The sequence below is a fragment of the Winogradskyella pulchriflava genome, from assembly GCF_042434315.1.
In the GTDB taxonomy this organism is placed as follows: domain Bacteria; phylum Bacteroidota; class Bacteroidia; order Flavobacteriales; family Flavobacteriaceae; genus Winogradskyella; species Winogradskyella pulchriflava.
Genome location: NZ_JBHLTQ010000007.1, coordinates 235,530 through 258,639 on the forward strand (window position 1 = coordinate 235,530; position 23,110 = coordinate 258,639).

Consider the following 23,110-nt stretch of genomic DNA (forward strand, 5'->3'; position numbering starts at 1 on the left):
CTTTGTAAATATTTATAGTAAAATTAATAAACAATGCTAACAATGAAGCGACTATTTCTATAAAAAAAATTAACGAAAACCAATTCAAACGTTTTCGTTAATAAGTATTTTAATAAATTGGAAAAATGTAGTGTTTTTAAGACTTAGTTTTTGTCTTTTCCTTCTTCATTGTCATATAATCTGGCATAAAATCATTATCCTCTTCTTCCTTTTTCTCAGCTTCTTTTTTTGCCTCTTTATCCTTTCTGTTTTTTCCAGAAAATATTATTTGAAGCAATTCCTTGAAGGTATCAAATTCTACATTGTAAGATAAACCTAAACCTTGGGTGTAACCTATTTCCTCTCCAAAGTTTCTAATGTTATTTTCTCTATTGAACACTTTTGCCCTAAATGTACCATCCTCGTTCAATAACCAATCTATCTGTACATCACCAGTAATAGTTGTTTGTTGTGCTGTGCCAAATGGTACACCAACTTTACCATTAACTAAAATCTTATCGGATATTTTGGTTTGTAACGTTAAGCCCACTCTACTGTTAGTTTGCAATTCTGGTGTATCCTGACCTAGTTCAAAATCTACACCAACTCTTAAATCATCATTATCACCTCCTAATAGATTATTGACTATTCCACTGAGACGTTCTGCAATAGTACCTGAGAAATTGACATCCGCTACTCCACTAGCAAAACCACCTGTTGCCAAAAATATTAAGGCTTGGTTATCGCGCTCATCCTTTGAAGATAGCCTATAATCTAACTCAGATTTTACAGTAGATGTTACCGTAGGGAAATTAAAATTAAACTCTGGCTCTGGCTGCTCTAATTGACCTGTAAGTTGTATCTCTACTTCTACAGGAATGGTTTGACTAATTGGATTATCTAATAGTACTGAAGGATTAGCAGATCCATGATAAACTGCTTTTATGTCTATTTGCGCTTTCATTGGATCTCCTTCCCAAACAATATTTCCTCCGCGCTCTACTTCAAATTTTTTCTCTACCAATCCACGATACTTAAAGTTATAGCTACCTTCAAACACCGCAAAATCTCCCCACATATTAAATGTACCGTTGGTATTTATTAAGAATACCAAATTTCCTTCGCCTCTACCTTTTATAGTGCTTCCTGAATCTTTATCTATTACAATTTCTATACTGGCGTTTTGGTTAACATTTAAATCAAAATTTAGCTCTAACCCTTTTACTTCAATCGTTTCTGTTATTTCACCATTAATTCTTGCTGCTTTTTCTTCAGGAGTTAGAAAATGAATGAATGAATTGTCTCCAAAACTCTCCGAATCATTGAGCGGAATATTAAATTCTGTTCCAGGTGCAGTACTCCCTTCAACATCAATAACCAACTGATTTGTCGGCCCTTTTATTTTAGCACTACCAGATATAAAACCAGTTCCGTAATACAATTCGTCTTCAGATTCTTTTGTGTTTAATACCAAAAGACGATTTGTTGTTAAGTCTAACCCAAGTTTCCAGTTAGAAAAATTATCGTGTTCAATATAGCCATTGAGGTTACCTTTTGAGAAGAATTTAGAATCAGTCATGGCTACATCATTGAATATAAATCTTTGATCCTTGAGCGTAACTTTGGAATCAAAATCAAAACCATAATCCACGTTGAGATATGGTATAGACATACCTGCTCTATCTAGCAACAGCTCTCCGTTAATACTTGGCTTTTTAAGACTACCTGTAACCCTTGCGTTTCCAGATACTAGACCTCTAATGTTACTTATAACACCTTCGCCTAATGGGTTGAGTGGATCTAATAAAAATTCTTCAAACGTTACGTCTAAATTTATTCTAGGATTTTTCTCAGCAACATCAATAGAGCCTTTTGCCAGCAATGAGGTTAAATTATCATTTACAAGCGATACATCTACATTGTAATTTGTAATTGAGTTGTTACCTTCAACTTTTGCTGAAAGATTTCCTAAATCATAATCATTTACAAAAAGTGAGCTAATTTCTACATCGGATTTTGGAAGATATACACCATTGTTCTGCAAAATATCCAACTTACCGTTAACAATTCCTCTTAACGAAAGGCTATCAATCCTCGGAGTAATCTTCACCAATTGAACATCTTTAAAATCTACTCTTAAGTTTTTATTGACACTATCACTTATAATACCTGAAAGTTCAATCTCTTCATTACCTTGATTTATGGTAATTGGAAAAATATCAAAGGTTTTAAACTTTCTGTCAAAACGTATTTTGTTGAATGCATTTTTTTCTGAATTAACAAACCACTCATAACCTTTAAATATAACGTCGGATTTTCTAAAACCAATAATGGACTTATTAGCTTCGTCTATGGTATAAAACAGATTAAGATTAAAACTATCTTGATTGTTCTTACCTCCTTTAAATTCAGATTTAATAAGAAGCGTATCTCTTTTGGTAACATTAATTAGGCTAAAATCTGAAGCATTGTATACACCTGCGCTAAGGCTATCGATTTCTATAAAAGTGTTATAAATTGGGTTGCTGTTATCTACACTGATATTAATATTATTAGCAAAATACTCTTGAAACTTAATTTCAGGAGAATTAAATGTTAAATCAAATCCCTTTTCATCGGTTTCTATTCGTCCTTCTATAAACGTATTTTTTCCCAAGGTTAAATCCTTGAAAAATACCGCAGCAATTTTTGAGTAAATATTGAATCTAAAATCTATATATTGATTTTCTTCAACTTCATTAGGCACATAATTGGTATAAATGCTACCAACAGAATTTTCAACTAAATTTAAAATATCTTTAGTTTTAAACTGGCCAGATATTTTTCCATTAATAATATCTGGGGAGTTAATAGAGATTGAACGTACCGCACCATTAAAAGAGGATACAATATCAAAATCTTCAAACCTATATCTATTATCCTGGTTTTTATATGTTGTGTTTTTAATGTTAATGGTTCCGCTTGCATTATCTATGTCAGTACCTGTTGCAGTCATACTAACCAAACCTCTAAACTCGGATATACTGTCTCTTGTAACAAAATTTAAAACTTTTAGGTTGGCATAACCAACATTGGCTTTAAAATCGAACTTCTTCTGTTCTTGAGCAAAATCAACCAATCCATTAAAGTCTAGTTGCAAATTAGGGTCTTCTGCCTTTAATACTCCGTTAAAAATTTTGTTTCCTAAATCTCCAGACACGTTTATATCTCTATAAGTATAATCATTATACTCAAGACTGTAAACATCACCTGTTACGTCTGTCATTAGATTATCTAGCGTAAAGCCTTTTCCATCCACATCTACATTTGCCGAAACTCTTTTTACTTTAGGATCATTAATGAGTTTGCCAATGTCAAACTCATCAAAAACGATATTACCAATATAATTGGCATTATCAATATCATCAATATTTGTGAGTTTTAAATCGGACTTTACATAGCCTAAATCCGTATCTATATTTATATTGGCATCAATGCGCTTGGAAGTTATGTGAGAAGTTCCATTGATTTTAAAATTCCCAACTTTAGATAAAACCGTTGGTATAGCATTACCAAGAATTCGAGGTAATAGAGCCGTTAAATCATTATAGTTTGATGCTAGGTTTTGAAATTTACCATCCAAAGCAAAACTATCATCTTCTCTGTTAAATAAATTTTTGAACGTAATATCACCAATAATTCTCGTATTTCTTGTTGTGCTTACATTGAGGTTTTTAGTAACCAAATTATTTAGCGTACCAGACAAATCTGCATTTAAGCTAGCACGTTGATTAACTCCAAACTCATCAAAAAACACATTGAGTTCTGTAAGTGAAACTTCAGAATCCTTAAAGCTTGCTGTTACATTTACCTTGTCAGTGAAATCTTTTAAGTCTTCGCGTTTATAGTCAAATCTTAAATCTCCTTTTAATTCTGAGCCTTTGGTTTTGATGTTTAAGTCACCAAAATTCATATGGTCTAAGGTGTACTCAAAATTCGCCATAAGATTATCTACAGCAATTCCTCTACTATCATTAAAACTAAATTTATTGATACGAGCACTTACATCTGGTCCATTAATTAGGAAATTGGTTGTATTGGCATTTAATGCTGTAAACTCAAATACTTTTGGAGTTTCAAGGTTTTCATCAATCAACCTAAAAATACCATCTTCAATTGACACATCACTTGATGAAAACAGAAATTCACTCGGTCCAACCCTTGGATTATCATCATCAAACTTAGCCACAAAAACATCTAGGTTGGTATCCTCTGATCCTTTGTACGTTTTTAAGTTAAATACTAAATTTTGGATGTCAATGTCACCAAAATTCAGTTTACTATAATAGAGATTTTTAAAACTAACGATAGAACTATTCAACTCACCAATACTAATTAGTGTGTCCTTTTTGTAATCTCTTATTAAAATATCTTTTAATTCGATGTCGCCATTGAGTTGAAGACCAACTCTTCCGATGTTGATATCGGTTTTAAAATCATCATTTAATCGTTTTGTTGCGTACTTACCAAGTTTGGTTTGTACAGCAGGAATTCCCAGAATTAAAAAAACAATAAGAAACAGGAGTAAAAATATTCCTATTATTTTGCCTATTATTTTGAGTATCTTTTTGATAAGAATTACACTTAAGAATTGATGAAATCTTCACTACATTTGCCTATACAATACGTTGTTAAATACTGTCTTAGACTATATCCCGTAAAATTAACAATAATTGTGCCCAATAACGATTATGAAAAAAGAAAATATTTATATCCTTGGTATTGAATCTTCTTGCGATGATACTTCTGCCGCTATACTATGTAACGATAAAATTCTCAGCAATGTTGTTGCAGACCAAAAAATACATGCAGAATATGGTGGTGTTGTACCAGAATTAGCCTCGAGAGCGCACCAGCAAAATATTGTTCCTGTGGTGCATCAGGCACTTAAAAAAGCTGGAATTTCCAAAGACCAACTGAGCGCTATAGCTTTTACACGTGGACCAGGATTAATGGGTTCATTGTTGGTTGGTGCTTCGTTTGCAAAATCTTTGGCTTATGGTTTGGATATTCCTTTGATTGATGTTAACCACATGCAAGCTCATATTTTGGCACATTTTATTGAAGAAGACCACCACAAAAAACCACCATTTCCTTTTTTGGCAATGACTATTTCTGGAGGTCATACACAAATTGTAAAAGTGACCAATTATTTTGAAATGGAAGTTCTTGGCGAAACTATTGATGATGCGGTTGGTGAAGCTTATGACAAAAGCGGAAAAGTATTAGGACTTGGCTATCCTGCAGGACCAGAAATAGACCAAAGAGCACAACTGGGAAATCCGAAGGCTTATAAATTTACAAAGCCAAAGGTTGATGGACTTAACTTTAGCTTTTCTGGGTTAAAAACCGCAATACTTTATTTTGTACAACGTGAGGTAAAAGCCAATCCAAATTTTGTTGAAGAAAACTTAAATGATATCTGTGCTTCCATTCAATATACCATTATTGGGATTTTAATGGACAAATTGAAACTTGCCGTAAAACAAACAGGCATAAAACATATTGCTATTGGTGGTGGTGTTTCGGCAAACTCTGGCATTAGAAAAGCCTTGAAAGATGCCGAAAAGAAACATGGCTGGACAAGTTATATCCCAAAATTTGAATACACTACAGACAATGCTGCTATGATTGCTATTGTTGGGTATTTAAAGTATTTAGAACAAGATTTTGCAGATTTTGATGTGATGGCTACGGCTCGGTTGAAGATATGATAATAAAGCAAAAAACATATAAATATTACTTCTATCTATTTATCCTTTTGGCGATTGTATGGGTAATCTTCAAAGTTAAAAAGTTCACTTTTGTTTTCAACATATTAGGTGAATATTATGTTACTTTTTATGCTGATATAATAGTTGGAATAATTTTACCTGTTATAGTAATTGGTTTTATTTATTGGTTGATTTCAAAAAGTCCAATAAATTTAATTAAAAGTCTATCTAAAATACATACTACAATAACTATAGCTGGCATTATTTTATTTACAATATTTCTAAGTTTTTATGATTTTATAAGTCCTGCTGGCACAAACTCTCGATTTCCTCTTTTTGATAATCCAATGAATAACACCTATATACTAATGACTATCATTGTTGTTGTTTCTATATCACAACTATTATTGATTATTAATGTATTAATTGGTCTTATAAAGCGCTTTTTTAAAAGACAAGAGTAGAATTGTTAAAACATCTGTTGATAAGCTAAATTGCTTTTGTTCTATTTCACTTTAAAATTTAGTTGTTTTGTAGTGCAATCAATCTCAAAATAATATGAAACCGCTTTTAGCACTATTACTTTTCATTCCTTTTTTATGCTTTTCTCAAGAATCATTAGAACAAGAACTAGATTCCATATCCACAACAGAAGAAGCTAAAACCTTTGCAAAAACTCACAAAAGAGCCAACAAGAGTAAACTCTTTACTTTCAACAAAGAGAAACACAAAACAAGATTGGCAGAATCTCTTTTTAAACTTTCTAAAGGCGGAAAAGAAGTTATAAAAACCGACTACAACAAAACCTATTACAAGATTATTGACAAAAACGACGTATTACATTACAGAGCTAGTTGTATTTATTTTGATGGTAGCAAACTGACCTTAGATGAAATTAACGCCAAACGAGAAAAAATTCTTAAGCAATACAAAGAGGGCTATAAATTTGAAGCCTTAGCAAAACTACATTCTATGGATTTAAGTGCTAAACGTGGTGGAGATTTAGGCTGGTTTCCTGAGGGACAGATGCATCCAGAATTTGAAGAGGCTATAAAAAACCACGAAACCAATGCTATTTTTACACTAGACATAACCGACAAAAAATGGCATTATATTGTATTAAAAACCTTCGATCCAAAACCAATTGAAGAGATTACAGTATTAAAATATACCGAAGCTATTGATTAATGCAATTATTCTACAACCCAAACATATCTAGCAACGATAGTGTATTTAGCTTTGATAAGGACGAAAGCAGACATATCGTAAAAGTGCTTCGAAAAAAAACAGAAGACCAATTACATATTACCAACGGAAAAGGTTGGCTATTTGAAGCTGAATTGACTGTAGCTAATATGAAACAGTGTACAGTGAATGTAACTTCGCAAAGCTTACAGCCCAAACGAAATTACAACCTACATTTGGCAGTTGCACCTACAAAAATGAACGATCGTTATGAGTGGTTTCTAGAAAAAGCCACAGAAATTGGTATTGAAGAAATAACACCAATTATTTGCGACAATAGTGAACGTAAGGTTGTGAAATTAGAGCGTTTTGAAAAAATCATTCAATCTGCTATGAAACAATCTTTACAATGTTATTTACCAAAACTAAACACTCCTGTTGCATTTAAAGATTTTGTAAGTCAAAATTTCACAAATCAAACCTTTATAGCGCATTGTGAAGAGAGTGATAAAAAATCATTAAAATCGCAACTTAAAGTAAATGAAGACGCTATAATTTTAATCGGTCCTGAAGGAGATTTTAGCGTTAAAGAAATTGAAATTGCTTTGCATCACAATTTTATTCCTGTAACTTTGGGTGACACACGTTTACGCACGGAAACAGCTGCAGTAGTAGCTTGTCATTCTATCGCGTTAATCAATGATAAATAAATGAGATTCTTAATAACTATATTCTTTTCGCTTTTCGCTACCACACTACTCGCGCAAGATGTCGCAGTATTAAAATACAAAGGTGGTGGCGATTGGTACAGTAACCCAACTGCATTACCAAACTTAGTTAAGTATTGTAACGATAATATTGATACTAATATCAATGAAAATATTCAAACTGTAGAAGTTGGCAGCACAGATATTTTTCAATTTCCGTTGTTACACATGACAGGTCATGGCAACGTATTCTTTGATGATGATGATGCCGAAAACCTAAGAAAATACTTAATTTCTGGTGGTTTTCTACATATAGACGACAACTATGGTATGGAGCCTTACATTACAAAAGAGCTAAAAAAGGTATTCCCTAATAATGAACTGAAAGAAATTCCAAAAGATCACGAAATATTTAATACAGCATTTAAATTTGCCAATGGCTTACCAAAAATCCATGAGCACGATGGTAAAGTACCACAAGCTTTTGGTATTTTTTATGAAGGCAGATTAGTATTGTTATTTACATTTGAAAGTGATTTAGGCGATGGTTGGGAAGATCAAGAAGTACACAATGACCCAGAAGAAGTAAGAGAAAAAGCACTAAAAATGGGAGCTAATATTGTTAAGTATGCTTTTACTAATTGACGATTGCAGATATACGATTTTAGAATTAAGAAATCGTAAATCGAAATTTAAAAATCTAAAATTAATTTGCAACTCACCCACTACACATCAAACTTTAAAAAGAAAAAGCATCCCATCACTTTAGTATGTGATAATATTACCAATGCCCCAAATATTGGTAGTTTGTTTAGAATTGCTGATGCTTTTAATATTGAAGAATTAATTTTCTGTGGAGATACTATTCCTTTAGGGAAACGCATGACTAAAACTTCAAGATCTACAGAAAAATACGTCAAACACAAAATTGAAGCGGATATCAACACGGTTATAAAAGAGCTCAAAGCCAATAAAACATATATAATCGCTTTAGAAATCACAAATAACAGTATAGAACTCAAAGACTTTAAGTTAAATACCAATCTACCAATTGCACTAATTTTGGGTGATGAGAATTTTGGAATATCTGATGCTATTTTAAAGCAATGCGATGCCATTGTGCATATTAACATGTACGGTAATAATAGCAGTATGAATGTGGTACAGGCTACAAGCATCACACTCTATGAAATCACTAAACAACTTAGTTCATAAATTTGCCGTATTGAATTCCTGCTTATAGACAGACAAGAATTTCATTGGCATTGGTTATATTTACAAAATGAATTCTAAACTCATCGCAAACGGTATTTTAAGAGCAATAGGTATATTATCTGCTATTGTATTGGTACTGTTTTTTTTATATAAAATTCAATCAGTCATTGTTTATATAGCAATAGCTGCTGTAATTTCTTTAATTGGAAGACCAATAGTCATTTTTTTAAGACGCAAACTTAAGTTTAACAACACTATTGCAGTTGTGGTCACTATGGTTTTACTTATTGGTTTATTTATTGGTTTGGTTGGTCTTTTTATTCCTTTGATAGCAGACCAAGGTCAAAAATTATCATTATTAAACATTCAACAACTTGAAAACAATATCGAAAACCTATACGACCAAATTGTTACTTATTTTGAATTTAACAACATCGATGTAGAGCAATCTATAAAAGACTCTAACCTACTATCTAAACTGGATTTTGCGGTTATTCCAAATTTTTTGAACAGCTTTATTAGCGGTTTAGGCAGCTTTAGCATTGGTTTGTTTTCAGTACTGTTTATTTCATTTTTCTTTCTAAAAGACAGTAAACTATTTGAAGATGGTATTATGACTTTTATACCTAAGGGAAACGAAACACGATCTAAACGTTCTTTCACAAAAATAAAAGATTTACTATCGCGCTATTTTGTTGGTCTTATTTTTCAAATATTAATTCTATTTATCGTTTACACTGCTGTGCTATTAATCTTTGGAATAGACAATGCCGTGGTTATTGCATTCTTATGCGCATTACTCAACTTAGTACCTTATGTTGGACCTTTAGTTAGTGGTTTTTTAATGTTGTTATTAAGTATGTCTAGTAATTTAGGCGAAAGTTTTAGCGAAGTCATTTTACCAAAAACCACTTATGTAATGATAGGTTTTGTTATAGCTCAATTGGTGGACAATTTCTTTAGCCAACCGTTTATTTTTTCTAAAAGTGTAAAATCGCATCCTTTAGAAATTTTCTTAGTTATTATTATCGCTGGTATTTTATTTGGTATTGTAGGAATGATTGTTGCAGTGCCAGCATACACAGCAATAAAAGTAATTTTGAAAGAGTTTTTATCAGAATACAAGGTCGTTAGCAAACTCACAAAAGACCTTTAGTTTTAGTTTGGATAAGTCAATTTTAAATATTGAAAATCAAGAATTTATAAACTCAAATATAAATGCTGATATTTCCAGTTTATTATTAAAAGGTATTCCTCTTAAAGCTGTTGACCCTAAGCTAATCATAGAGCAAATTGAAGCTAAAAAGCGCTGTAAAAAGAAGCTACCTACCTGGTTTAATTCTAAAGATATTATATATCCCAACAAACTAAATATAGAGCAAACCTCCTCTGAAGCAACTGCAGAATACAAAGCTGGATTAGTATCAGGAAATTCATTAATTGACCTTACTGGTGGTTTTGGTGTTGATGCTTATTATTTCTCAAAACAAATTAAAGATGTTACGCATTGCGAAATAAACCCAAAACTTTCTGAAATTGTAAAGCATAATTACTCAAAGCTTAAAGCTCACAACATAAATTGCACAAACGAGAATGGCATTGAAGCTTTAAAGCAAGCCAATCAGTCGTTTGATTGGATTTACATAGACCCTTCACGCAGAGATGACTCTAAAAACAAGGTGTTTCTGCTATCAGATTGTGCTCCAGATATAAAATTATTTCAAAATTTATTTTTGAAATATGCTAAAAATGTGATGATTAAAACCTCTCCATTATTAGACATAAAAGCAACACTAGCAGATTTGGAGTTTGTAAAAGAAATCCATGTCGTAGCTGTAAATAATGAAGTAAAAGAACTATTATGGTTGTTAGAAAGGGGCTATGAAAAAGATATTGTGGTAAAAACGGTAAATCTTAGAACAAAAGAAAATCAAATATTCGATTTTAAATTAGATGATGAACATAACATAAGCCCAAATTATAGTAAACCACTTACATATATCTACGAGCCAAATGTAGCCATCTTAAAATCGGGTGCGTTTAACTCAATAGCCCATCAATTAGATGTTTCAAAACTGCACAAGCATTCACATTTATACACCTCAGAAACACTTATAGATTTTCCTGGAAGATGTTTTAAAATTGAAAAAAAACTACCATTCAACAAAAAAGCATTAGCTAAACAAGGTGTAAAAAAAGCTAATATAACTACACGAAATTTTCCTTTATCTGTAGTAGAAATTCGAAAAAAGCTAAAAATAAAAGATGGAGGAAACATCTATTTGTTCTTTACAACCAATCTTGACGACGAGAAAATAATATTAGTTTGCTCAAAGGTTAATTGACCACTATAAAAACCCCTTTTGAGCTATAAGCATCTCGTCTCCCCAAAGTTGCACTAAAAAAGAAATATCTATTGGGAAAAATGATGACGAGCCGTCAGAATTATATTTTACAGGACATTGAATCCTATTACCATCAACTATTTCGCAGGTATTCTTATTGTTATCTGAGATAAAAATTAGTTTAGAGTCTAATTTTTCATAGACTTTCTTTAAATCTATTATGGCATATTTCAAAAAACTGGATGATGCATTTACATCTGCTTTAGAGTTATCAATAATGCCATAAGTAAAGTAATGTGCTTCCATTTTATAATATTCAGATTCCTTTCTATCATCAAACTTGTTTTCATCTCTACGATATCTAATCGTAAAATCGGAATACTCTTTATATTTAGACTCTCTAAAACGCTCTTGAACGGTCATTACAGCATCATCTTTCAAAAAGACATAGTCTATTCCTTTGACCATATCAATATATTCAGCGTAGCTGTCCTTGAGTTTAACTTCTTGCCAGTTTAAAGGTTTGTATATCTGTGGTGATGCTATATGCTTATGCACATAATCGGTAAAGGCTCTATCATTTTTATATTTAGACATAATATAAATCTAAAAATAAACAATAATGAAGATAAAAAAAAGCCTCACTATTAGACTAGTAAGGCTTGTTGTGATGGCACTAGGATTCGAACCTAGGACCGCCTGCTTAGAAGGCAGGTGCTCTATCCAGCTGAGCTATGCCACCATTCGAGAGTAAAAACTCCGAAAAATTATAAAAGTCGGGGTGGCAGGATTCGAACCTGCGACCTCCGCGTCCCAAACGCGGCGCGATAACCGGGCTACGCTACACCCCGAAAATTCGGTTATCAAATTTTTGCGGAGAGACCGGGATTCGAACCCGGGCAACACTTACGCGTTGACAGATTAGCAATCTGCTCCATTACCACTCTGGCACCTCTCCTAAACAATATTTACAGAACGTTCCTTAAAATTGCGGATGCAAATGTAACTTTTCATATTAAAGAACGCAACAATTTTTTTTAGTTTTTTGGAATTATATTAATTCACCTATTCAGGATACTCAATTCTAAGATGATAGATGTTTGCCAACTTAAGTTTTAACACCTTTTTAATAGATTGAATTTCTTTAAAAGTAATATCAGCGTTCAAAAATTGACCATTTTCCATTTGTTTATTGATAATATTTTCTACAAACTCATTTATTTTAGTGCTTGTAGGCTCTTTTAAACTTTTTGATGCAGCTTCTACACTATCGCACATCATTAAAATTGCGGTCTCTTTACTAAATGGTTGTGGTCCAGGATACGTATAATCCTCAATTTTTACATCTTCGTTTTTAGCTTTTTCTTTCATGTAGAAGTAATACACTAGGCTAGTACCATGATGTGTTCTTATAAAATCAATTACGCGATCTGGAAGGTTATGTCGTTTCGCAATTTCAATACCATTAAGTACATGATCTATTATTATTCTCGCACTTTCTCTATTAGACAATTCATCATGCGGATTTAAGCCAGTACTTTGATTTTCGGTGAAATACGTTGGATTCTTCATTTTACCAACATCGTGATACAATGCTCCTACCCTTACCAACATGGCATTAGCACCTATTTCATTTGCAGATGCTTCAGCTAAGTTTGCAACATTTAACGAGTGATGAAATGTACCAGGAGCTTTATTCGATAATTCCTTAAGAAGTTTTGTATTGGTGTCGGATAACTCTAAAAGCGATACATCAGATACCAATCCAAAAATCTTTTCATACATATATATTAAAGGTTGCACAAATAATGTTGCTAATCCACATAGAATAAATAAACCAAAGGTTTCCCACTTTAAACTTGTAATCTGACCTTCGTGTATAACAAAAAACGCAAAGTATGCTATAATATAAATTAATGTGATTTGACCCACTGATATAAATAAGTTTGCGCGCTTATATAATTCTGAAACTGTTAATATGGTAACAATACCAGCTATAATCTGGAGAAACATATACTCATAACTGTTTGGTACAATAAAACCTAACAGCAACACCGTAAGCACATGAGCAAACAAACCCAACCTTGCGTCAAAAAAGGCTTTAAGAACTAAGGGCAAAATACATAATGGCACCACATATATATATTGAGAATTATAGTTAATGACTAATGTGGTTAGCAAAATCATTAGCACAATATTGAAAAATATAAAAGTGACTTTAGTGTTGTTAAGAAACACTTCCATTCTATATTTTCTTAGAAATAACAACAACATTAAAAGGGCTAATGCCACTAGCAGTGTATAAGCTACAAGCACCCAATTATAATTTGCCGTGTTCCAAACTTGGGACTCGTATTCGGATTTTAAAGAATTTAAAATAGTGTATTCCTCGTCTTCTACGACTTGCCCTTTTGATATAATGAGTTGATCTTTATCTATACTACCACGAGTTTCTGAAATTTGAGATAGTTCTTCTTCTAATGTGCTTTGAGTTAAACTTTCATTCAGCGTAATGTTTGGTTTAATAACATCAAAAAATAGAGATATCATTTTATTTCTGTTGCTGGTAGATATTGAGGAAGAAAAATAATCGTCCAAACGCTGTTTTAAATTACTGATTTCAACTAAATCACCATATTCTAAATGTTTTATAATTGTGTTTGAAGACATCAAAACAACTGGCTTGTCATCAGGATAATTATAATCTATATCCAAAACACCATTTGAATACAGTTTGTCTATCAAGGTTTTACCACTTTTATATAGCGCTAAATTTTCGCTATTCAGGTTAAGTGTATCTTTAAAAGTTTCGTTGAATTTTGTAATGTAGTCTGAAAGTATTTGGTCACCAATTTCAACATTGATATCAAAATAAACTGAAGCGCGGTTTTCAATATCAAGCCTTTCTTTTTCAATTTCTTCTGAAGCCTTTTTTATGGCAAAGTTGAAAGGAGCATACAAGTTTTCAGATTGCCATGGTTTGCCTTTTTCAAACGAGTATCTAAACTTTCCGGTTTTAGGAAATAAATAGACAATAAAAAGTGTTGTAACCAAGAACAATAATATCTTATATACTAAGGCATGATTTTTATACCATTTGTTAAGAAGTTCTTTCATATGTAATCAAATGTAACAAATATTAGAATTTTACACAGCTATATTCAGTTATTCATTCCGAAATATCTTAAAAAATGATTAATTTCGCAGCAACTAATATAAACACAAACATAATGAATAAGGACGTTGTAATCGTATCTGCAGTTAGAACACCAATAGGAAGTTTTTTAGGAAGTTTATCTAGCGTACCAGCACCAAGACTGGGAGCAGTTGCTATTAAAGGTGCATTGGATAAAATTAACTTGAAGCCTGAGTTGGTTGATGAAGTTTTAATGGGTAACGTTGTGCAAGCTGGCACTGGACAAGCTCCTGCCAGACAAGCAGCTATCTATGCTGGTATTCCGGACACGGTTCCTTGTACTACTGTAAATAAGGTTTGCTCTTCTGGGATGAAAGCCATAATGCAAGCTGCACAAGCTATACAACTTGGTGATGCAGAAATTGTTGTAGCAGGAGGCATGGAAAACATGAGTGCTATACCACATTATTACCACGCACGAAGTGCTACAAAATTTGGTCCAGCTACACTTGAAGATGGCATGCAAAAAGATGGTTTAGTAGATGCTTACAATAAAAATGCCATGGGAGTTTGTGCTGATGCTTGTGCTATGGAGTATAAATTTTCTAGAGAAGATCAAGATGCATTTGCAGTTCAGTCTTACGAACGTTCAAAAGCTGCTTGGGATGCAGGTAAATTTAATAATGAAGTAGTTCCTGTTGAAGTTCCTCAACGTCGCGGAGAACCTATAGTTATTGATAGAGATGAAGAATATACTAATGTAAAAATGGATAAAATTCCTGCATTACGTCCTGCATTTACTAAAGATGGTACAGTAACTGCTGCTAACGCTTCTACAATAAATGATGGTGCTGCTGCAATGGTATTAATGAGTAGAGAAAAAGCAAATGAACTAGGTTTGAAACCTATTGCTGTGGTAAAAAGTTATGCTGATGCTGCACAAGAACCAGAATGGTTTACTACAGCTCCCGCAAAAGCTTTACCGAAAGCTATAGCTAAAGCTGGTATAGAATTAAGTGATGTTGATTATTTTGAATTCAACGAAGCTTTTTCTGTGGTAGGTTTGGCAAACATGAAAATATTAGGATTAAACGACAGCAATGTAAATGTTAATGGTGGAGCTGTATCTTTGGGTCACCCACTTGGTTGCTCTGGCGCAAGAATTTTAGTGACATTAATTAATGTACTACATCAAAACAATGCTAAAATTGGTGCTGCAGCCATTTGTAATGGTGGTGGTGGTGCTTCAGCTATGGTATTAGAGCGCGCTTAAAACTTTTATATGCAATACGGCATTTGCAATCTTGGAATTGTACCTATACGATTAGAACCTAGCGATACTAGTGAAATGGTAACGCAAGCATTGTATGGAGATCTGTTTAAAGTTTTAGAACAACGAAAAAAATGGAGTCGCATACGTTTTGCTTATGACAAGTATGAAGGTTGGATAGATAATAAGCAATATCTAGAAATTGAGGAAGACAGCTATAAAAATTTATCTAAGTCTGAAATCAATCTATCAAGAAATTTAATAGAATATGTTTCGGATGCTTCAAATAACTTATATCCAATTCCTGTTGGGTCTGATTTAAATGGTTTAAAACTTCTTAACCATGATTTTGAAGGTAAAGCAATTACGTCTAAACGCCCTAAATCAGAAATTGTAGCTACTTCATTTCTATATTTGAATTCACCCTATCTTTGGGGAGGAAAATCACCATTTGGTATAGATTGTTCGGGTTTTACACAAATGGTTTATAAGCTTAATGGTTATAAGCTTATGAGGGATGCATCGCAACAAGCAACACAGGGTAGCGCTCTAAGTTTTATTGAGGAAAGTGAGCCTGGTGATTTAGCGTTTTTTGATAATGCTGAAGGTAATATCATCCATGTTGGTATTATAATGGAAAACAATTACATTATCCATGCACATGGTAAAGTACGTATAGATCGCTTAGATCATAGTGGTATTTATAATGTTGATAAAAATATGCACACTCATAAGCTAAGGGTTATAAAAAAGATTGTATAAAAAAAGCGACTTTTTTCAAAGTCGCTTTTAATAATCATATTTAATGATTTATATTAATTACCGTTTGCAGCTGATTGAATTTGTTCAATCTTAGCTTTCATTGCTTTCATCTTATCCATTTCACCTAAAACGCTATAAATATTCATTAACGTTTTGGCAGTATCAATATTTGAGCTCTTTAATTCTAATACTTTTTCCAAATAAGGAATTGCATCTCTATATAATTGTGCTTTTTCTTCTTTAAGCTCGTCGTATTTTCTATTATCTGCAGCACTTGTACCTAGAGCATTCATCTGCTCCACTATTGTTGCTTCCTCACTCAATATTGCAACAGCTAAGTTATTATAGGCGTCCACATAATTCGGGTCTATTGATATTGCTTTTTCATAGTACTTTTTTGATGCTTCTACATTTCCTCCTTCTGCAGCTAAAACGCCTAAATTATATTGCAATTCAGCATTGTTAGGATCTTTAGTCGTAGCTTCTTCCATCAACACCTTAAACTTATCTCTATTACCCATTTTTAAATGTACATTGGCTTCAGACAATAATAATCCTAGGTCATCTGGGTTTTCCTTTCTTGCATCAGTCATAGCTGCAAGAGCTTTTTCATCTTCTCCTTGAGACACATATATTAATGCAATATTTTTTACTATTTCTGCAGTTTTTGGTTCACTCTTTTCATCTCTAGGGTCCATATGCAATTTTGCCTTTACAGAAAAATCTCTAGATGCTTTATCCGAAAAAGATTCTTCAACTCCAGTTTCCTTATTGGTAGCGTAATAATTCATTTGCTCACCTCTAAAGCCCATGTTCTTCAATTGAAGGTAATAATCTAATGCAGCATCATAATCTTGGTCTGTTACTGCAGATGAAGCTGCATAATAAAGGTATATTGTATCCTTTGGAGACATTTTGTAAGCTTTCTCAAACCCTTTAGCCGCAATTTTATAATTCTTGTTACTAAACGCATTATTCGCTTTAGTTAAAAAAGAATTTAACATACTAGATGTCATTTCATTGGCTTGCTGCGTATATTTTAACTTCCCCATTTTAGATTCTAAATCTTTAAGCGATTCTAAACTAGAGATAGCCTCATCTATATTAGCATCTGTACCTGCACCATTGGCATATAATGCTTGTGCCTTTAAGAAATAAAACTTGGCTTTGGTTTTATCGTCCATATTTCCGATTAATGCTTCCGCTGCCGAAGCTGCTGATTTAGCGTCAGAAAAATTCGAATTTTTCAGTGCTTTCTCTATAGCTTTAATTTCATTCTTTTGTGCAAAAGACATTGAAGTAAAAGCTACAAATAACACTAATGCTATAACTTTTTTCATCTTGTAATAAATAATTTTGTTTTTTGTTAATTTTTAGTTTTCAGTTTCATTAGTATCAAGAGCCGTGCCATCTTCATTATTTTCTTGATTATCAATGTTTTCTACATCAATATCACTACCCTCTTCCTCATCATCTTTCATTACTTTGGCAACAGCTGCAATAGAATCATTACCCTTAAGGTTTATTAATTTTACACCTTGTGTAGCCCTTCCCATCACTCTTAAATCAGCCACTTCCATACGGATAGCTATACCAGATTTGTTAATAATCATTAAGTCATCATCATCTGTTACATTCTTAATAGATACTAAGTTACCTGTTTTTTTCGTAATAGAAATGGTTTTTACACCTTTTCCTCCTCTATTGGTTATTCTGTAATCTTCTAAGCTTGAACGTTTTCCGTAACCATTTTCAGACACTACAAGTATATTACTGTCCATATCATCTACAGCAACCATACCGATTACCTCATCTGTTTTTTCATCTTGTAATCTAATACCACGAACACCAGAAGCATTTCTCCCCATTGGTCGTGTTTTAGCTTCTTCAAAACGGATGGCTTTACCAGATTTAAGCGCTAACATAACTTGACTTTCGCCAGTAGTTAGCTTTGCTTCTAATAACGTATCGTCTTCTCTAATAGTAATTGCATTAATACCATTTGTTCTAGGTCTAGAATACTGTTCTAGAGATGTTTTCTTAACCTGACCCTTTTTAGTAGCCATAATAACGTAATGGCTATTGATGTAATCTTCGTCCTTAAGATCCTGAGTACATATAAAAGCCATTACTTTATCGTCTTGCTCTATATTAATAAGGTTTTGAATTGCTCTACCTTTTGAAGTTTTTGCTCCTTCAGGGATTTCATAAACACGCATCCAGAAACATTTTCCTTTTTGAGTAAAGAACAGCATATATTGGTGATTAGTACCAACAAATAAATGTTCTAAGAAATCTTCATTTCGTGTTGTTGATGCTTTTTGACCAACTCCTCCTCTATTCTGAGTCTTGTATTCGTTTAACGAAGTACGTTTTATATAACCTGCATGAGAAATGGTGATAACCACCTTCTCATCTGGAATCATATCCTCAATACTTAAATCACCACCTGCATACTCAATAACAGAACGACGCTCATCACCATATTTATCTCTTACAACTTCTAATTCTTCCTTAATGATATCCATTCGACGCTCTTTCTTGTCTAAGATATCTTTAAGATCGATTATGGTTTTCATTATTTCTTCATACTCAGAACGTAACTTATCTTGTTCCAGACCTGTTAACTGACGCAAACGCATCTCAACAATAGCCTTAGCTTGAATTTCAGAAAGCTTAAAGCGTTCAATTAAATTGTTACGAGCTTCATCGGCATTAGACGATGCACGAATAATCTTAATTACCTCATCAATATTGTCCGATGCAATAATTAAACCTTCTAAAATATGTGCACGTTCTTCTGCCTTACGCAATTCGTATGTAGTACGTCTTACAACAACATCATGTCTATGCTCAACGAAATAGTGAATTAATTCTTTTAAGTTTAATAACTGTGGACGACCATTTACAAGCGCAATGTTATTAACACTAAAAGACGATTGTAAAGCTGTGTACTTATATAATTTATTAAGAACGATATTAGGAATTGCATCACGCTTTAAAACGTAAACAATACGCATACCGTTTCTGTCAGATTCATCTCTAATTGTAGAGATGCCATCTAACTTTTTGTCATTTACCAAGTCTGCAGTCTTTTTAATCATGTCTGCTTTATTAACCTGGTAAGGAATCTCATTTACAATGATACACTCACGTCCGTTTACTTCTTCAATATTAGCCTTACCACGCATAACTATACGTCCACGACCTGTATGAAAAGCTTCTTTAACTCCATCGTAACCATAGATAATTCCTCCTGTAGGAAAATCTGGTGCTTTAATGTGCTGCATTAACTCATCAATCTCAATATCATTATTATCAATATATGCTATTGTACCATTAACAACTTCGGTAAGATTATGTGGTGGCATATTTGTTGCCATACCAACCGCAATACCAGATGCTCCATTAACTAAAAGGCCAGGGATACGCGTAGGTAAAACCGTTGGCTCTTCTAAGGTGTCATCAAAATTTAGCTTATGATCTACAGTTTCTTTGTCAATATCCGCTAACATATCCTCAGATATTTTACGCATACGTGCTTCCGTATAACGCATTGCTGCAGGACTATCACCATCTACAGAACCAAAGTTACCTTGACCATCTATTAACATATATCGTAAACTCCATTCTTGAGCCATACGAACCATAGTATCATAAACCGATGTATCTCCATGTGGGTGATATTTACCCAAAACTTCACCAACAATTCTTGCTGACTTTTTATGTGCCGTATTTGCTCTAACACCTAGTTCATGCATACCATAAAGTACACGTCTATGAACTGGCTTTAAACCATCTCTTACATCTGGTAAAGCACGTGACACAATGACTGACATTGAATAATCAATGTAAGCCGATTTCATTTCATCTTCAATGTTAATTGGAATGAGTTTTTCTCCTTCTGCCATATATAAAATTAATTAGTTTTTTTGTAGGTTTTCAAAACGTGCTAATATAAGTAATTTAGCAGTGTTTAATAAGAATTTCCGGTGTGATTTTAGGAGTTTTTATTAACAATTTTTGATATCTTTTTCGTTAATAAGTATCCTGAATTTTACTTTGATTTAAAAAGCTTTTTTACTCTATTCGTTTATACATTTTATTTAAGGTATGATTTTTGTCCTATAGATAATATGTTTTTACTATTTTTAATGCAGAAAGGAATATAATATGGATGATAATTTTTCCCCAAGAGTTAAAGATGTTATAGCTTATAGCAAAGAAGAAGCCTTGCGCTTAGGCCACGATTTTATTGGTACTGAGCATTTAATGTTAGGTTTACTTCGCGATGGCAATGGAAAAGCAATTGATATATTGAGTTCATTGGATGTAGACCTCAATCACCTAAGAAGAAAGGTTGAGATATTGAGTCCTGCAAACCCAAATATAACTACAACATCTAACGAAAAGAAGAACTTGCACCTAACAAGGCAAGCAGAACGTGCTTTAAAAACAACATTTTTAGAAGCCAAATTGTTTCAAAGTACCTCAATAAATACTGCACATTTATTATTGTGTATTTTAAGAAACGAAAATGACCCTACAACAAAGCTCTTAAATAAGCTAAAAGTTGATTATGATAACGTAAAAGAAGAATTCAAATCTATGATTACTAGCGAAGATGATTACCTAGACACTCCAAAATCAGAATCGTTCTCCGATGATGATATCAATGAAGAGGATGAGGATGCTAAGCAAAACCCATTTGGAGGAAGTCAGTCTAGCAAAACAAATAAAAAATCTAAAACACCTGTTTTAGATAACTTCGGAAGAGACTTAACCGTACTCGCCGAAGAAGGAAAACTAGACCCTGTAGTAGGGCGAGAAAAAGAAATACAACGTGTTTCCCAAATATTGAGTAGAAGAAAGAAAAACAATCCTCTACTCATAGGAGAACCTGGTGTTGGTAAATCTGCTATTGCAGAAGGATTAGCACTACGTATTATAAAGCGAAAAGTATCTCGTACACTTTTTAACAAGCGTGTTGTTACTTTAGACCTAGCAAGTTTAGTTGCTGGCACAAAATATAGAGGACAGTTTGAAGAGCGTATGAAAGCTGTAATGAATGAACTTGAAAAGAATGATGATATTATTCTATTCATAGATGAAATCCATACCATTGTTGGTGCAGGTGGAGCAACAGGAAGTTTAGATGCTTCTAATATGTTTAAACCAGCCTTAGCAAGAGGCGAAATACAATGTATCGGTGCCACTACGCTTGATGAATACAGACAGTATATTGAAAAAGATGGTGCTTTAGAACGTCGTTTCCAAAAAGTGATTGTTGAACCTACTTCTGTTGAAGAAACTATTGAGATCCTTAACAATATTAAAGGTAAATATGAAGAACACCACAATGTTGATTATACAGACGAAGCTATTGAGGCTTGCGTAAAATTGACCAATCGCTATATGACAGAACGATTCCTGCCAGACAAAGCTATTGATGCTTTAGATGAAGCTGGATCTCGTGTACACATCACAAATATTGATGTACCAAAACAAATACTGGAATTAGAACAGAAACTTGAAGAGGTTAAGGAAACTAAAAACACTGTTGTTAAAAAACAGAAGTACGAGGAAGCTGCAAAGTTAAGAGATGACGAAAAACGTCTTGAAAAAGAATTAAATGCAGCTCAGGAAAAGTGGGAAGAAGAAACCAAGCAACATAGAGAGATTGTTACAGAAGATAATGTTGCAGATGTCATTTCTATGATGACAGGTATTCCTGTGAATAAAATTGCCCAAACAGAGATTAATAAACTATCTCAGTTACCAGAGCTTATTAAAGGAAAGGTTATTGGTCAAGATAATGCTGTTGCAAAAGTGGTTAAAGCCATCCAGAGAAACAGAGCCGGACTAAAAGATCCAAATAAGCCAATTGGTTCGTTTATCTTTTTAGGACAAACAGGTGTTGGAAAAACACAACTAGCTAAGGTATTGGCACGTGAGCTGTTTGATAGTGATGATGCACTTGTGCGCATCGATATGAGTGAATACATGGAAAAATTCGCTATATCTCGACTAATTGGAGCACCTCCAGGATACGTTGGTTATGAAGAAGGAGGTCAATTAACCGAAAAGATTAGACGTAAGCCTTATGCTGTTGTGCTTTTAGATGAAATTGAAAAAGCACACCCAGATGTATTCAACATGCTTTTACAAGTTTTGGATGATGGTTATTTAACTGATAGTTTAGGTAGAAAAATTGATTTTAGAAATACCATAATAATCATGACTTCCAACATCGGAGCCAGAAAACTTAAAGACTTTGGTACAGGTGTTGGTTTTGGTACAGCTGCAGCATTAGCTCAGGAATCTGACCATGCAAAAGCTGTCATTGAAAATGCACTTAAAAAAGCCTTTGCTCCAGAATTTTTAAACAGAATTGATGACGTGATTGTGTTTAATGCTTTAGAGAAAGAAGACATCAATAAGATTATTGATATTGAATTGGTAAAACTAATTTCTAGAATTAAGGATTTAGGCTACACGCTTAAACTTACTGATAAAGCTAAGGACTACATTGCTGAAAAAGGTTTTGATAAGCAATATGGTGCTAGACCGCTTAACAGAGCTATTCAAAAATATGTTGAAGATGCCCTTGCTGAAGAGATTATCAATTCAAAAATTCATGAAGGTGATACCATTACAATGGACTTTGATTCAAAGACTGATGAATTAAAAATAAAGATTAAGAGCTCGGGAAAAACAACTGAATCTTAATATTTAAATTTTATAAATAACTAAGCTCC

The 23,110-nt window shown here is 33.1% G+C and carries 15 protein-coding genes and 3 tRNA genes; 10 read left to right on the forward strand and 8 right to left on the reverse strand.

From position 1 onward, the window contains the following. Positions 1-136: 136 nt before the first annotated feature. Positions 137-4,339: a translocation/assembly module TamB domain-containing protein gene (locus tag ACFFGA_RS14580; RefSeq protein WP_386065095.1), complete on the reverse strand. Its 4,203-nt coding sequence runs from the start codon at positions 4,337-4,339 to the stop codon at positions 137-139. Positions 4,340-4,709: 370 nt separating this feature from the next. On the opposite strand from ACFFGA_RS14580, the gene tsaD reads away from it, so the two are divergent. The 7 genes from tsaD (at position 4,710) to ACFFGA_RS14615 (ending at position 11,184) form a co-directional block, all read left to right on the forward strand. Continuing rightward, on the forward strand, positions 4,710-5,732 hold the full coding sequence (tsaD, locus tag ACFFGA_RS14585; RefSeq protein WP_386065097.1) for a tRNA (adenosine(37)-N6)-threonylcarbamoyltransferase complex transferase subunit TsaD: 1,023 nt from the start codon (positions 4,710-4,712) through the stop codon (positions 5,730-5,732). Between the two features lie 558 nt (positions 5,733-6,290). Continuing rightward, a complete protein-coding gene (locus ACFFGA_RS14590) occupies positions 6,291-6,920 on the forward strand; it encodes a peptidylprolyl isomerase (RefSeq protein WP_386065099.1) in 630 nt (209 codons plus the stop codon). After that, positions 6,920-7,627, forward strand: coding sequence for a 16S rRNA (uracil(1498)-N(3))-methyltransferase (locus tag ACFFGA_RS14595; RefSeq protein ID WP_386065101.1), 708 nt, complete (start codon positions 6,920-6,922; stop codon positions 7,625-7,627). Before ACFFGA_RS14590 ends, ACFFGA_RS14595 begins: the two co-directional genes overlap by 1 nt. Then, positions 7,628-8,269: a DUF4159 domain-containing protein gene (locus ACFFGA_RS14600; protein WP_386065103.1), complete on the forward strand. Its 642-nt coding sequence runs from the start codon at positions 7,628-7,630 to the stop codon at positions 8,267-8,269. Positions 8,270-8,335: 66 nt separating this feature from the next. Beyond that, on the forward strand, positions 8,336-8,839 hold the full coding sequence (locus ACFFGA_RS14605; RefSeq protein ID WP_386065105.1) for a TrmH family RNA methyltransferase: 504 nt from the start codon (positions 8,336-8,338) through the stop codon (positions 8,837-8,839). Positions 8,840-8,906: 67 nt separating this feature from the next. Further along, positions 8,907-9,995, forward strand: a complete 1,089-nt coding sequence (locus tag ACFFGA_RS14610) for an AI-2E family transporter (RefSeq protein WP_386065107.1) — start codon at positions 8,907-8,909, stop codon at positions 9,993-9,995. Between the two features lie 7 nt (positions 9,996-10,002). Then, positions 10,003-11,184 carry a THUMP-like domain-containing protein gene (locus tag ACFFGA_RS14615; RefSeq protein WP_386065109.1) on the forward strand — a complete coding sequence of 394 codons (1,182 nt, stop codon included), beginning with the start codon at positions 10,003-10,005 and terminating at the stop codon, positions 11,182-11,184. Between the two features lie 3 nt (positions 11,185-11,187). Here ACFFGA_RS14615 and ACFFGA_RS14620 read toward each other — a convergent pair whose 3' ends face one another. From ACFFGA_RS14620 to ACFFGA_RS14640, 5 genes are all read right to left on the reverse strand, one after another. Then, on the reverse strand, positions 11,188-11,781 hold the full coding sequence (locus ACFFGA_RS14620) for a hypothetical protein (protein ID WP_386065111.1): 594 nt from the start codon (positions 11,779-11,781) through the stop codon (positions 11,188-11,190). Positions 11,782-11,852: 71 nt separating this feature from the next. After that, positions 11,853-11,926, reverse strand: a tRNA-Arg gene (locus ACFFGA_RS14625). Between the two features lie 34 nt (positions 11,927-11,960). Beyond that, positions 11,961-12,035, reverse strand: a tRNA-Pro gene (locus tag ACFFGA_RS14630). A gap of 23 nt (positions 12,036-12,058) precedes the next feature. Next, positions 12,059-12,142, reverse strand: a tRNA-Ser gene (locus ACFFGA_RS14635). A 107-nt stretch (positions 12,143-12,249) separates the two neighbouring features. Continuing rightward, on the reverse strand, positions 12,250-14,301 hold the full coding sequence (locus tag ACFFGA_RS14640; protein ID WP_386065113.1) for an HD family phosphohydrolase: 2,052 nt from the start codon (positions 14,299-14,301) through the stop codon (positions 12,250-12,252). A 113-nt stretch (positions 14,302-14,414) separates the two neighbouring features. Between ACFFGA_RS14640 and ACFFGA_RS14645 the strand changes: the two genes are divergently transcribed. Together ACFFGA_RS14645 and ACFFGA_RS14650 are read left to right on the forward strand one after the other, a co-directional pair. Beyond that, the gene (locus ACFFGA_RS14645) at positions 14,415-15,593 is read left to right on the forward strand and encodes an acetyl-CoA C-acyltransferase (RefSeq protein ID WP_386065190.1); all 1,179 of its coding nucleotides are present in this window, start codon (positions 14,415-14,417) and stop codon (positions 15,591-15,593) included. 9 nt (positions 15,594-15,602) lie between these two features. Next, complete coding sequence (locus ACFFGA_RS14650) at positions 15,603-16,352, forward strand: C40 family peptidase (protein WP_386065115.1); 750 nt, start codon at positions 15,603-15,605, stop codon at positions 16,350-16,352. A 53-nt stretch (positions 16,353-16,405) separates the two neighbouring features. Here the strand turns inward: ACFFGA_RS14650 and ACFFGA_RS14655 are convergent, their stop codons facing one another. Then, a complete protein-coding gene (locus ACFFGA_RS14655; RefSeq protein ID WP_386065117.1) occupies positions 16,406-17,692 on the reverse strand; it encodes a tetratricopeptide repeat protein in 1,287 nt (428 codons plus the stop codon). A 33-nt stretch (positions 17,693-17,725) separates the two neighbouring features. Continuing rightward, positions 17,726-20,263 carry a DNA gyrase subunit A gene (gene gyrA / locus ACFFGA_RS14660; protein WP_386065119.1) on the reverse strand — a complete coding sequence of 846 codons (2,538 nt, stop codon included), beginning with the start codon at positions 20,261-20,263 and terminating at the stop codon, positions 17,726-17,728. Between the two features lie 262 nt (positions 20,264-20,525). On the opposite strand from gyrA, the gene ACFFGA_RS14665 reads away from it, so the two are divergent. Then, on the forward strand, positions 20,526-23,081 hold the full coding sequence (locus ACFFGA_RS14665; RefSeq protein WP_386065121.1) for an ATP-dependent Clp protease ATP-binding subunit: 2,556 nt from the start codon (positions 20,526-20,528) through the stop codon (positions 23,079-23,081). Positions 23,082-23,110: the final 29 nt, after the last annotated feature.